Below are 12007 nucleotides of genomic sequence, written 5' to 3'. Positions count from 1 at the left end.
AGTGTCGGCGCTTACAGCGCCTCTTCGTTGGTTTCCCCGGTCCGCACGCGCAGCGCCTGCTCGACATCGAGGACGAAAATCTTGCCGTCACCGATCTTGCCGGTCTTGGCGGTTGTGGTGATGGTCTCAACGATCTGGTCGGCCATCGTGGCGGGCACCACGATCTCGAGCTTGATCTTGGGCACGAAGTTCACGGCGTATTCGGCGCCGCGATAGATTTCAGTGTGACCGGATTGCGAGCCGAAGCCCTTAATTTCGGTCACCATCATGCCGCGCACGCCAGCCTGGGTCAGTGCCTCGCGCACCTCCTCGAGCTTGAACGGCTTGATTGTCGCAATGATCAGTTTCACGTCTTTCCCCTCTGCTTCTCCGGTCTGACCGGCTTGTTTGCACCTGCAGAAAAAGAGCGTGACCCGAGGCGGTAAGAAACGGTTTTGGGGCGTAATTCGGTTCAAAAATGACGCAAAGTTGCACAATTTTTGCACAAAACCTGCCGTGCGTCCAAATTTTAGGCGGATATGGGAGGGGAAATTCCGGTAAATCGGACCTCAACATAGGCAGGCCACCGGGGTATGGTGGGCCAAAAGTATAACCGGGCAGAGTTTGAGCATGACTGAGTCCAAGCGCCGCAAACCGACATTGGTCGCGGATAAACGGTACCCGTCGAAGGGGCGCAAACCTTCGGCGACCAAGCGGGCTGCGAAACCGGCGGGCAAGAAATCGACCGCCCGCAAGACAACCACGCGCAAGACCGCCCGCAAGAAGACACGCAAACGCTCGAGCGGCAATGGCGGTGGGATTTTTCGCCGTCTTTTCCGTTGGATCTGGCGTCTGATCTGGGGTGTGACCTGGCGCGTCGGGGCCGTGGTGGCGATGCTGATCGCGCTGGCGGTCGGTGTGGTCTACACCTCGCTGCCCGATGTGGATGCCTTGCTGGACGGGCGTGCGCGGGGGTCTGTGACGCTGTTGGATCGTGACGGCAAGGTCTTTGCCTGGCGCGGTGATCAGTTTGGCGGTGTGATTACGGCGGACACCGTCTCACCCCATTTGAAGAACGCGGTGATCGCCACCGAGGATAAGCGATTCTATCGCCATTTCGGCGTCAGTCCGCGCGGCGTTGCCAGCGCCGTGCGTATCAACCTGAGCGAGGGGCGCGGGCCATTGTCGGGCCATGGCGGGTCCACCATCACCCAGCAAACGGCCAAGCTGTTGTGTCTGGGCGTGCCTTACGACCCGGCTGAGTGGGAGTCAGAGGCCGCTTATGAGTCGGACTGCCGTCAGGGCTCGTTATGGCGCAAGGGTAAGGAAGCCATTTATGCGCTGGCGATGGAGGTCAAATACTCCAAGGACGAAATTCTGACGATCTATTTGAACCGGGCCTTCCTGGGTGCAGGTGCGCGCGGGTTCGAGGCTGCAAGCCAGCGCTATTTCGGCAAATCCGCGGCCGAGGTCTCGCCGGCCGAAGCGGCGATGCTGGCGGGTCTTCTGGTTGCCCCGACACGCTATGCGCCCACCAACAGCCTGCAACGCTCGCAGGATCGTGCGCGGCTTGTGGTCGGGTTGATGGAGGATCAGGGTTATCTGTCCGGCGCGCAGGCCAGCGAGGCGCGCAGCCGCCCGGCGGAACTGTCCGAGGCTGCAGCAGCAAGGGCTGGTGGCTATTTCGCCGATTGGGTCATGGCCAGCGGGCCCGAGTTTTTCACCCGCAACACCACCGAGGATGTGGTGATCCGTACGACTCTGGACCAGCGTATTCAGAGATCGGCAGAAGAGGCGCTGCAATTCATCTTTCAGGAGAAGGTTCGGGAAGGGTCCAAGGCACAGGCGGCGATTGTGGTGATGTCCGCTGATGGGGCCGTGCGCGCGATGGTCGGCGGGCGCAAGACCCGCGTGTCGGGCGCGTTCAATCGCGCGACGCAGGCGCTGCGCCAAACCGGATCGTCCTTCAAGCCATTCGTCTATGCCACAGCATTGGAGCTGGGCTATTCGCCCTATGACATTGTGGTCGATGAACCCTATTGCGTCGACATTCCGGGGTCGGGCAACTGGTGCCCCAAGAACTATACGAACAAGTTTTATGGCCGCGTGACGCTGGCCGATGCCCTGAAGAACTCGCTGAACATTCCCGCTGTGAAAGTGGCCGAAGTGGCCGGGCTGGACAATGTGCGCACCGTGGCCAGCGGCTTCGGGATTGCCAGCGATCTGGCGCAGGGACCGGCGCTGGCGCTGGGCGCATCCGAAAGCACACTGATCGAGATGACCGGGGCCTATGCGGGTATCCTGAACGGTGGGTCATCTGTGGAACCATATGGTCTGACCGAGTTGAAGCTGCTGGGCGATGACACGCCGGTCATGGTGACGACCACCGGGATCGGTGAGCGGGTGATCAATGACAACGCGGCCAAACAACTGACCTGGATGATGGAGCGTGTGGTGTCCCAAGGCACCGGCGGTCGCGCGAAGCTGCCGGGATGGCAGGTTGCGGGTAAGACCGGCACGACTCAGGCCGCGCGGGATGCATGGTTCATTGGCTTCACCGCCGACTACGTGGCCGGTGTTTGGATGGGCTATGACGACAACACGCCGCTTTCGGGTGTCACCGGTGGCGGGCTGCCTGCCGAGATCTGGAAAGAGACCATGCTGCGTGTGACCGAAGGGATGACGCCCACGCCATTGCCGATGATCGTGCCCGAACCGCCAGTTCAGGTCGCGCAGCCCCAACCCCGTCGACGCCAAGGTGGTGGCTTTGAACGGGCCATCAATAACTTGATCCGGGATATCTTCGGCGGGAACTGATACGAAAAAGGCGGCGCACCGGGCGCCGCCTTTCTTCAATTCTATCTAGGTAGCTTACAGGCTGGCATCCAGCGCAGCGATGATGGCTGCGCCCATTTCCGTGGTCGAGACCGGGGTCACGCCCTCATCCGCCAGCAGGTCACCGGTGCGGACGCCGTCGGCCAGCACCTTCTCGATCGCGGTTTCCAGACGGGTGGCCTCATCGCCCTGGTCAAAGCTATAGCGCAGCGCCATGGCGAAGCTGAGGATACAGGCGATCGGGTTGGCCTTGCCTTCACCTGCGATGTCGGGTGCCGAGCCATGTACCGGCTCGTACATCGCCTTGGGGCGGCCATTGGCCATCGGAGCGCCCAGGGACGCCGAGGGCAACATACCCAGCGAGCCGGTCAGCATCGCGGCACAATCCGACAGGATGTCGCCGAACAGGTTGTCGGTCAGGATCACGTCAAACTGCTTGGGCGCGCGCACCAGCTGCATCGCGCCATTGTCGGCATACATATGGGACAGTTCAACCTCGGGGTAATCGGCGGCGACGCGGGTCACAACCTCACGCCACAGGATGCCCGATTCCATCACGTTGGCTTTCTCCATCGAGCACAGCTTTTTGTTCCGGCGCATCGCCAGTTCAAAGGCCGAGCGCGCGGCGCGTTCGATCTCGGATTCGGTGTAGCGCTGGGTGTTGATGCCGACGCGTTCGTTGCCTTCCTCGAAGATACCGCGCGGTTCGCCGAAATAGACGCCAGAGGTCAGCTCGCGCACGATCATGATGTCGAGGCCAGCGACGATATCCTTTTTCAGCGACGAGAAATCTGCCAGCGCGTCAAAGCACTGGGCCGGGCGCAGGTTGGAATACAGATCCATTTCCTTGCGCAGGCGCAGCAAGCCGCGCTCGGGCTTGAGGCTGAAATCCAGATCGTCGTATTTCGGACCGCCTACGGCACCCAGCAGCACCGCGTCGACCTCTTGCGCCTTGGCCATGGTTTCGTCCGACAGGGGCTTGCCGTGGGCATCATAGGCCGCACCACCGACCAGATCCTCGCTCACGTCAAAGTGAAGGCCGCGATTGGTGCCGAACCAGTCGATGATTTTGCGCACTTCGGCCATAACTTCCGGGCCAATTCCGTCTCCGGGCAGGATGAGGAGCGAGGGGTTGGACATGAAGGGTCTCCTTGCGTTTCACAGCTCAGGCCCTAGCGTCTGCGCCGCAGCGGGTCAATGAGACGATCCGGCAGAATCACGAGGAAAACACATGTTGATACCGGGAAATCCCGTCCCAGGCCTGAAAATCGAAACCGTGGGCCATGGAAGTTTTGATCTGGATGCCGACAAGGGCGAAAACGGCACGCTGGTGATTCAGTATCGCGGCCTGCATTGCCCGATCTGCATCAGGCAGATGGGTGAGGTTGAAGCCGCGCTGGACGACTTCGCCGCGCTGGGGCTTGAGGTCATCATGCTGAGCACCGACACCGCCGAACGCGCTGCGGAAACCGTGGCAAAAGCGGGCACGACCCGGCTGCGCGTCGGGCACAGCCTGCCGCTGGCCGCTGCGCGGGAAGACTGGGGCCTGTATCTGTCCAAAGGTCGCGAAGGCACCGCCGAGGCCGCGTTCTTTGCAGAACCGGGGCATTTCTACATCGCCCCCGACCGGACGCTGTATTTCGCCTGGCAGCAATCGACCCCGTTTGGCCGCCCCTCGGTCGCTGACATGCAGGGTGGTATCAAATACGCGCTGGACAATGGCTATCCGCCGCGCGGCACCTATACCGGCCCGCTTTAAAGGCTGGCTTTCAGCCCGTCGGCCAGCAAGTCCCAGACCCTGCGAATGCGCGGGGTCTGGCGCATCGCTTGCGGCGCGGCAAGCCAGACCGGCAGGATCGGAATCTTTACATCCAGCGGCAGAACCTCGACCAGAGGGTCCTCTTCGGCGACCTGAACCTGACTGAAGCCGATACCGCACCCGGCGCGGATCAGCTCCCAATAGGCGCTTTGCAGATCGCAGCGGGTGGCAAAGCTGTCCTTGCTGGCGGGCCATCCCTTTTCCTGCATCTTTCGGATGATGTCTTCGTTTGCATCGAACCCGACCAGATCGTGATGGAACAGATCCTCGGGCGTTTTGGGGCGTCCGACGCGGTTCAGGTAAGTTGTGGCCGCGCAGAAACACAGCGGGACATCACCAAGGTAGCGCGACACGATATCCATCTGTTCGGGACGATACATGCGCACGGCGATATCGGCCTCGCGATAGAGCAGGTTTTCAGTTGCGTCCGTTGCGACCAGTTCCAGTTGAATGGCCGGTTCCTGCTGCCGTATATGCGCCAATATGGGCGGCAACAGGTGGTGAGAGGCAAAGACGGACGCGGTGATCCGCACCGTGCCTTCCAGCTCTTGCGACTGGCCTGCCGCCGTCATGCTGAACGCGTTCATCGCCTGATGCATCTGCTGCGCCATGGGCAGCAGCTGGTTGCCCACATCGCTGAGTTTCAGCCCCCGTGCGTGCCGGTCAAACAGCGACACGCCAAGTTCCTCCTCTAGCGCATGAATCTGCCGGCCCAGCGTGGGCTGGCTGCGGTCCAGTTGCCGCGCGGCGGCGGACAGAGACCCGGTTTCGGCCACCGCCAGAAAGCTTTGGATCAGCGACCAATCGGCATGGGTAAGCGCTTTGTCCATTCAGATATGAATACATGATCTGCGTTTGCCGGCAATTCCCTGAATCATGTGCATGGTTAAGTTGGTCCCGACAGGAGGGCACCATGCAACACACCGTACTGATACTCGGCGCCAGTGGCCGGTTTGGCCGCAATGCCGAACTTGCGTTTCGCAAAGCCGGTTGGACCGTGCGGATATTCAATCGCGAGGCTGACAAGCTGGAGCAGGCGGCGCGTGGCGCGGACGTGATCGTCAACGCCTGGAACCCGCCTTATACCCAGTGGGCCCGTCTGGTGCCGGGCCTGCACCGGCAAGTGATTGACGTGGCTGAACGCACTGGTGCAACGGTCATCGTGCCGGGCAATGTATATGTATTCGGGGCGGATACTCCCGGCCCGTGGTCTACTGACAGTCCGCATCTGGCCCGGAACCCTTTGGGTCGTATCCGGATCGATATGGAGGACGCCTATCACCGTTCAAGCGCACGGGTGATCATCCTGCGGGCCGGGGATTTCATCGACACGTGTGCGTCGGGGAACTGGTTTGATCAGGTGATGATCAAGGGTCTGTCGAAAGGGCGACTGACCTATCCGGGCAACCCCGATATTCCCCATGCATGGGCGTACCTGCCTGACCTTGCAGCGACGGCCGTCATGTTGGCCGAGATGCGGCAAGACTTGCCTCGGTTCTGCGATCTGCCATTTGCCGGATATACGCTGACCGGGCGCGAGATTGCGCAGTCTCTGTCGCGGGTGACGGGGGGTGATGTGGCGCTCAAACGGATGCAATGGTGGCCCCTGCAGCTTGCCTGTCCTTTCTGGCGCATGGCCCCGCATCTGCTTGAGATGCGATATTTGTGGGATGTGCCGCACCGGCTGGACGATACGGCCTTGACCACGTTGATCGGCCCGGTGCCGCATACCGATCTGGATCAGGCGATGCGTACAGCGATACCATCAGAGCAGACCGCGACTGCGGTGCCTCATGGCATCGAGACATCCACCCAGACCAGCCGATGACGGCTGGCCCGTTCGGCGCTGTCCCTTTTCGCATCACTCGGCGCGGGCCAGAAGACACCGGCATCAACAACCTTCAGATCGGCTGAGGGCAGAACGTAATCCACCCGCAACTCCCCCACCGCCTTCCAATGGACCGTGGCCCTGTCGCCCGCGAGGGATTTCGGCTGCGGATCCTGCAGGCGCGGGTCCGAGAGAAGGTTGGCGATGGTCTCTCTGCGCCCATCGCTGTGATTGGGATCCAGATTGGCATCCCCAGCGATCACAAACGGATCGGTCGGGGCTGGGCCAATGCCACCATCCATCAGCACCGACCAGAGCCGGATCTCATCCCGGTTGCGCAGGCCGTTGCGATCCTCGGGGCCGTCGAACACGGGCGGGGTTGCGTGAAAGGTCATCAGGTTCAGACGGCCCGAGGGGGTGTTGATCGGCACGACCCAATGGCCGGTCGACGACAGGCGCTGCGCCGCTTGTGCCTGCTCGGACGGGTACGGTGCACCCTCGGCCACGGGCAACTCGGCCCCCGGTAGATCGCGCCACAGAAGGTCCGAGAAATTCCGCACCTCGGACATCGCAATCTCATAACGCGACAACACCGCCAGCCCGCCATGCCCGGTAAACAAGCCCCATCCCTGCGAGTCTCCCGGACCTTGCGTGCGGCCATCCCCATCCAGATCAAGCCCGCTGTCCTGCCCGGTATTGGGCTGCGCGGTAAGCTGATAGGGGTAATCCAGCCCGGCCTCTCTGAGGCTTTCTGCCAGAGCCGTCAGGGCCATCGCGTTCATGTCCCAGTCGATGCCTTGCAGCGCCACGATGTCGGGCCCCGCGGCCACAAGCACATCGATGACCGCAAGCACCTGCGCCTCGTCGCGCTGAATGTCGCGCAGCAGCAGGCCGGGGCCTTTCCGGCTGAGCTCGGTGTTGAAGCTGGCAATGCGCACCACATCTGCCTGCGCCGCGACGGGCAGCAACAGCAGGATCAGGGCGCGGATCATGCGGCCTGAGTTGTCTCGGATGTTGAGTAAGCGCGGCGCTTTTCCACGATCAGCCCGGCGATACGCAGGGTCGCCATGCCACGCATGATCATGCTGGCGGGCAGGAAGGCCCAGGCGCTCATGGTCCAGATCAGGGTCTGCGGGTTGTTCAGCGAAATCGGCGTCACGAAATTGGTCAACAGCTTGATCACGGCCGGGATCAGGAACGGCAGCAGGATACCGATGCAGATGTTCAGACGACCGTCACGCTGCAGGCGGCTGACCACGTCACCGCCTTTGGTGGGGTCGAACAGCGGCAGGTTGGTCCAGACGTTGAAGGCCCCGTTGCCAGTGGGCCAGCCGCGCAGTTTCACCGCATAGGCAAAGCTGGCAATCGTGACCAGAGCGGCGACATAGGCGACACTCGCTGTGATCCGCACCAGTTCAACCAGCGGCGCGCTGGCGTCGGCAGGCAACATCAGAACGATCAGCCGGACGGGTGAGTACGGGAAGTCCACCACATTGGCGACGGCCAGACCCATAGAATACGAGAATGTGGTCAGATCGGTTGGTGCATAGCCATTCTTGCAGACCAAAGTCAGGAACGTGACCATCGACATCAGGCCGACAAAACGCAGCCGATTCACCGGCGGGGCGTCGCGGAATTCGATAAAGCTGGGAAAGGCAGAGTTGTATTCGGCAAAGGTCAGGATGAACGCGAGGATCGCGAGGAAGACCACTATCTCGGTCCCGTTCGTCGATGATACAGGCAGGTACAACGCGGGTGTCAGCACCAGAAGTGCAACCAATATTCCACGTATCGCCGCCCCAGTTGTGCGCGCAATCACTATCCGAACCCTTTTTCAAACTGGATCAGCCGATCTTTGCCGACTTGATTTCCAACTTGTGCCCGCCCGTTTCTTAATTCTGACGGATGCCTCTTTCCGTCACCATGGACGATAAGCGACATTTCGCTCAAGTCAGGGTGCAGATAACATGTGATTTCGGGCAAAATGATGGCGCAACTGGTGCGGGATTGCATCATTTTGGACGCAAATCCGACGTGTATCTCAATTTGATACCTAGATGTTGTGGTTTGGGAAAAATCAACCCCAAGAATGCGAACGGGGCCGCGTGCGCGACCCCGTTAGGTTGAGTGTCAACAGATTCGTCCCCAGAATCACACCCAGGGGCGCGCCTGACCTGCATGTTCTTCGAATTTGTCGATGTGGTGGTCTTTCTCCATCGTCAGGCCGATATCGTCCAAACCGTTCAGCAGGCAGTGCTTGCGGTGCGGGTCGATGTCAAACTCGATGACAACACCGTCCGAGGTGGTGATCTGCTGATCTTCCAGATGCACGGTCATGCGGGCGTTCTCGCCCTTGTGCGCGTCTTCCATCAGAATCGCGTGGTGTTCTTCTTCGACCACGATGGGCAGGATGCCGTTCTTGAAGCAGTTGTTGAAGAAGATGTCGGCAAAGCTGGTCGAGATCACGACCTTGATGCCGAAATCCTTGATCGCCCAGGGCGCGTGTTCGCGGGACGAGCCGCAGCCGAAATTGTCACCCGCGACCAGAATCTCGGTCTGGCGATAGGCGGGTTTGTTCAGAACGAAATCCTCGTTCTCGCCGCCATGGTCGTGATAGCGCATCTCGTCAAACAGCACGACGCCCAGGCCGGACCGTTTGATGGTTTTCAGGTGCACCTTCGGAATGATCATATCGGTATCGATATTGATCAAAGGCATTGGGGCGGCCACCCCGTGGACTTTTTCAAACTTTTCCATGTTCACACTCCGTGCGGGAGAGGGCCGCGCCCATGTCCCGCGGTTAAGCTTGTTTCGTTTCGTTGGGTGCGTTTTTGACAAAGAACGCCATGAAGACCAATCCGAACCCGTTGAACAGCATCTCGATGCCCAGCAGGATGCCCAGCAAGCTCAGCAGAGCTGCGGGTTCCGATGCCGCGTAAGACCAGATGATACCGGCCAGCACGATGGACAAGATGCCCGAGATCAGCGTGGGCCAGAAGAACTGCGTTCCGCGCATCTGGAACGACAGGATGACCCGCGCGATGCCGCCTGCCATGAACAGGATCAGCATCACGGTCGCCAGCGTCAGCGTGCCTTGCAGCGGGTGATCCAGAAAGGACCAGCCCAGAAACAGCATCACCGCACCCATGATGAGTGACAGGATCTTGTTGCCGGTGCCTTCAACCGTGAAGCCGCCGACGATTTGTAGCCCGCCTGCAATCAGCAGCAGCACACCGGTCACCACCGTCACGGCAACAGACGCCACCACCGGCGCGCCCAGCACAAAGATGCCGAACGCGATGGACAGCAGTCCAAGCAAGAGCCATTTGATCCAGTCACTCATGTCTTCAATCCCTCAAATATCTAGATATGAGGAGACCTTACATCAATTCACGGACGTCTGTCAGCCGTCCTGTGATTGCCGCTGCGGCAGCCATCGCCGGGCTCAGAAGATGGGTGCGTCCGCCGCGTCCCTGACGGCCTTCGAAGTTGCGGTTCGAGGTCGCGGCACAGCGCTCGCCCGGTTGCAACTGATCGGGGTTCATGGCCAGACACATCGAACATCCTGCCAGACGCCATTCGAACCCGGCCTCTTTGAAGATGTCGGCCAGACCCTCTTCCTCGGCCTGCGCACGCACCAGACCGGAACCGGGCACGACCATGGCGCGCATCCCGTCCTTGATCTTTTTGCCCTTCAGGATTTCAGCCGCGGCGCGCAGGTCTTCGATGCGGCCATTGGTGCACGAGCCGATGAAGACGGTGTCGATCTCGACATCGCTCAGCTTCTGACCGGCTTCTAGACCCATATATTCGATGGAGCGGCGGGCCGCGTCGACCTTGCCGCCTTCGAAATCCTCGGGGTGCGGTACCGATGCGGTGATCGGCAGCACGTCTTCCGGGCTGGTGCCCCAGGTGACGACCGGCGCGATGTCTTCGCCGCGCAGGGTAATGACCTTGTCGAAATGCGCGCCTTCGTCGGTGTAGAGTGTCTTCCACCAGTCCATCGCGGCTTCCCACTGGGCACCCTTGGGTGCGTGCGGACGACCTTTGACATATTCAAAGGTGGTCTCATCCGGCGCGATCAGGCCCGCGCGGGCGCCGCCTTCGATCGCCATGTTGCAGACGGTCATGCGGCCTTCCATCGACAGATCACGGATCGCTTCGCCGCAATATTCGATGACATAGCCGGTGCCGCCAGCGGTGCCGGTTTCGCCGATCACGGCCAGAGTGATATCCTTCGCGGTCACGCCCGGCTGCAATTTGCCGGTGATCTCGACCTTCATGTTCTTGGATTTCTTCTGGATCAGAGTCTGCGTGGCCAGAACGTGCTCAACCTCAGATGTACCAATGCCGTGGGCCAAAGCACCAAACGCGCCGTGGGTGGCGGTGTGGCTGTCGCCGCAGACAACGGTCATGCCGGGCAGGGTCCAGCCCTGTTCCGGGCCAACGATGTGCACGATGCCCTGACGGACGTCATTCACCGGGTAATAGTGAATGCCGAAATCCTTGGCGTTCTTGTCCAGCGCCTCGACCTGAATACGCGATTCGGGGTTTTCGATCCCGTTCACGCGGTCCGGCGTGGTCGGTACGTTGTGATCCGGTACGGCAATGGTCTTTTCCGGTGCGCGCACCTTGCGGCCCGCCATGCGCAGGCCCTCGAACGCCTGTGGGCTGGTGACTTCGTGCACCAGATGGCGGTCGATATACAGCAAACAGGTGCCATCATCGGCTTCATGCGCGACATGAGCATCCCAGATCTTGTCATAGAGTGTTTTGGGGGACATCGGTCCTCTCCCGTATTTAGATGAGAATAGCTGGCGAGTGGCTGGACGCCGCCTATAGGCGGGCCAGAACCGTGCGGGCAGCCCCAAAGAACCGTTCACGCAGGCGCGCGCGGTCTTGCAGGTCGATATTCGGGGCCGTATGAGGTCTCATAAGCGGTCAGATATAGATACTGGCCGAGTCTATCAAGGTCCCTTACGACCCCGCAGATGCCGTCAGGGCACAATGCTGTGTGGGTTCCGGGGGCCTTCATTGAAATGTCACGGGGTGCTTGTTACCTTATAAGTATCCCTGCGCCGGGGATCTGACGGCGCGCAGCAAAGGAGGACTATGTCCTGTCTCTACATACTCAGGCGGGTTTGCCTGCCGAAGATGGGGCCAGCGTGATGGCCCACTCTCAGTCAATCAGCGACAAGCTGCTTGAACGTATCCTTTCCTCACTTTCCGATGACAAGGCCGAAGACGTTGTGCAGATCAACCTGCAGGGCAAGTCTTCTGTTGCGGATCACATGGTGATTGCCTCAGGTCGGTCGACCCGGCAGGTTTCGGCCATGGCGGAAAAGCTGACGGATCGCATCAAGCAGGAATTCGGTTTCACCTCGAAGGTCGAAGGCAAGGATGCCGGCGACTGGGTGCTGATCGATACGGGCGACGTGATCGTCCATATCTTCCGCCCCGAAGTGCGCGAATTCTACCAGCTGGAAAAGATGTGGCTGCCTGCGGGCGGCAGCGCCTCGGCGAACTGAGGCGCCATCCCGGCCCGT

13 protein-coding genes are annotated in these 12007 nt (G+C 60.7%); 4 read left to right on the top strand and 9 right to left on the bottom strand.

Going from position 1 to position 12007, the window contains the following annotated elements; genetic code table 11:
- Positions 1-11: 11 nt before the first annotated feature.
- Entirely contained in the window at positions 12-350 is a 339-nt protein-coding gene (locus ACR0C9_RS20155; RefSeq protein WP_170434072.1) for a P-II family nitrogen regulator, read from the bottom strand.
- A gap of 259 nt (positions 351-609) precedes the next feature.
- Here ACR0C9_RS20155 and ACR0C9_RS20150 point away from each other — a divergent pair, with 259 nt between their 5' ends.
- On the top strand, positions 610-2796 hold the full coding sequence (locus ACR0C9_RS20150; RefSeq protein WP_480781899.1) for a transglycosylase domain-containing protein: 2187 nt from the start codon (positions 610-612) through the stop codon (positions 2794-2796).
- 54 nt (positions 2797-2850) lie between these two features.
- Here ACR0C9_RS20150 and leuB read toward each other — a convergent pair whose 3' ends face one another.
- Positions 2851-3954, bottom strand: a complete 1104-nt coding sequence (leuB, locus tag ACR0C9_RS20145) for a 3-isopropylmalate dehydrogenase (RefSeq protein WP_170738013.1) — start codon at positions 3952-3954, stop codon at positions 2851-2853.
- A gap of 91 nt (positions 3955-4045) precedes the next feature.
- Here leuB and ACR0C9_RS20140 point away from each other — a divergent pair, with 91 nt between their 5' ends.
- Positions 4046-4573 carry a redoxin domain-containing protein gene (locus tag ACR0C9_RS20140; RefSeq protein ID WP_170455904.1) on the top strand — a complete coding sequence of 176 codons (528 nt, stop codon included), beginning with the start codon at positions 4046-4048 and terminating at the stop codon, positions 4571-4573.
- On the opposite strand, the gene ACR0C9_RS20135 is transcribed toward ACR0C9_RS20140, so the two are convergent.
- Positions 4570-5463: a LysR family transcriptional regulator gene (locus ACR0C9_RS20135; protein WP_480585866.1), complete on the bottom strand. Its 894-nt coding sequence runs from the start codon at positions 5461-5463 to the stop codon at positions 4570-4572. The two genes, ACR0C9_RS20140 and ACR0C9_RS20135, sit on opposite strands and share 4 nt — an antisense overlap.
- 83 nt (positions 5464-5546) lie before the next feature.
- Between ACR0C9_RS20135 and ACR0C9_RS20130 the strand changes: the two genes are divergently transcribed.
- Complete coding sequence (locus tag ACR0C9_RS20130) at positions 5547-6461, top strand: Rossmann-fold NAD(P)-binding domain-containing protein (protein WP_480781898.1); 915 nt, start codon at positions 5547-5549, stop codon at positions 6459-6461.
- Here the strand turns inward: ACR0C9_RS20130 and ACR0C9_RS20125 are convergent.
- The 6 genes from ACR0C9_RS20125 to ACR0C9_RS20100 form a co-directional block, all read right to left on the bottom strand.
- Positions 6425-7453, bottom strand: coding sequence for an endonuclease/exonuclease/phosphatase family protein (locus ACR0C9_RS20125; RefSeq protein WP_480781897.1), 1029 nt, complete (start codon positions 7451-7453; stop codon positions 6425-6427). The two genes, ACR0C9_RS20130 and ACR0C9_RS20125, sit on opposite strands and share 37 nt — an antisense overlap.
- Positions 7450-8280, bottom strand: a complete 831-nt coding sequence (locus ACR0C9_RS20120) for a hypothetical protein (RefSeq protein WP_170455896.1) — start codon at positions 8278-8280, stop codon at positions 7450-7452. Before ACR0C9_RS20120 ends, ACR0C9_RS20125 begins: the two co-directional genes overlap by 4 nt.
- Positions 8281-8612: 332 nt before the next feature.
- A complete protein-coding gene (leuD, locus tag ACR0C9_RS20115) occupies positions 8613-9218 on the bottom strand; it encodes a 3-isopropylmalate dehydratase small subunit (protein ID WP_170455894.1) in 606 nt (201 codons plus the stop codon).
- A gap of 43 nt (positions 9219-9261) precedes the next feature.
- Positions 9262-9804 (bottom strand): DUF308 domain-containing protein, encoded by a 543-nt coding sequence (locus tag ACR0C9_RS20110; RefSeq protein ID WP_170634544.1) that lies wholly within the window; start codon positions 9802-9804, stop codon positions 9262-9264.
- A 37-nt stretch (positions 9805-9841) separates the two neighbouring features.
- Positions 9842-11245, bottom strand: coding sequence for a 3-isopropylmalate dehydratase large subunit (gene leuC / locus ACR0C9_RS20105; protein WP_170634542.1), 1404 nt, complete (start codon positions 11243-11245; stop codon positions 9842-9844).
- 52 nt (positions 11246-11297) lie between these two features.
- The gene (locus ACR0C9_RS20100) at positions 11298-11396 is read right to left on the bottom strand and encodes an isopropylmalate isomerase (protein ID WP_170455888.1); all 99 of its coding nucleotides are present in this window, start codon (positions 11394-11396) and stop codon (positions 11298-11300) included.
- 233 nt (positions 11397-11629) lie between these two features.
- Here ACR0C9_RS20100 and rsfS point away from each other — a divergent pair, with 233 nt between their 5' ends.
- Entirely contained in the window at positions 11630-11989 is a 360-nt protein-coding gene (rsfS, locus tag ACR0C9_RS20095; RefSeq protein ID WP_039525373.1) for a ribosome silencing factor, read from the top strand.
- Positions 11990-12007 lie beyond the last annotated feature (18 nt).

It is taken from the genome of Ruegeria sp. C12, assembly GCF_056537745.1.
Note: the sequence above shows the minus strand (reverse complement) of the source record. Positions and strands in the feature narration are given on the sequence as shown.

Coding starts and splice junctions, on each gene's coding strand:
- ACR0C9_RS20140 (WP_170455904.1), top strand. CDS start 4,046: ATGTTGATACCGGGAAATCCCGTCCCAGGCCTGAAAATCGAAACCGTG.
- leuB (WP_170738013.1), bottom strand. CDS start 3,954: ATGTCCAACCCCTCGCTCCTCATCCTGCCCGGAGACGGAATTGGCCCG.
- ACR0C9_RS20110 (WP_170634544.1), bottom strand. CDS start 9,804: ATGAGTGACTGGATCAAATGGCTCTTGCTTGGACTGCTGTCCATCGCG.
- rsfS (WP_039525373.1), top strand. CDS start 11,630: ATGGCCCACTCTCAGTCAATCAGCGACAAGCTGCTTGAACGTATCCTT.
- ACR0C9_RS20150 (WP_480781899.1), top strand. CDS start 610: ATGACTGAGTCCAAGCGCCGCAAACCGACATTGGTCGCGGATAAACGG.
- ACR0C9_RS20100 (WP_170455888.1), bottom strand. CDS start 11,396: ATGAGACCTCATACGGCCCCGAATATCGACCTGCAAGACCGCGCGCGC.
- ACR0C9_RS20125 (WP_480781897.1), bottom strand. CDS start 7,453: ATGATCCGCGCCCTGATCCTGCTGTTGCTGCCCGTCGCGGCGCAGGCA.
- leuC (WP_170634542.1), bottom strand. CDS start 11,245: ATGTCCCCCAAAACACTCTATGACAAGATCTGGGATGCTCATGTCGCG.
- leuD (WP_170455894.1), bottom strand. CDS start 9,218: ATGGAAAAGTTTGAAAAAGTCCACGGGGTGGCCGCCCCAATGCCTTTG.
- ACR0C9_RS20130 (WP_480781898.1), top strand. CDS start 5,547: ATGCAACACACCGTACTGATACTCGGCGCCAGTGGCCGGTTTGGCCGC.
- ACR0C9_RS20135 (WP_480585866.1), bottom strand. CDS start 5,463: ATGGACAAAGCGCTTACCCATGCCGATTGGTCGCTGATCCAAAGCTTT.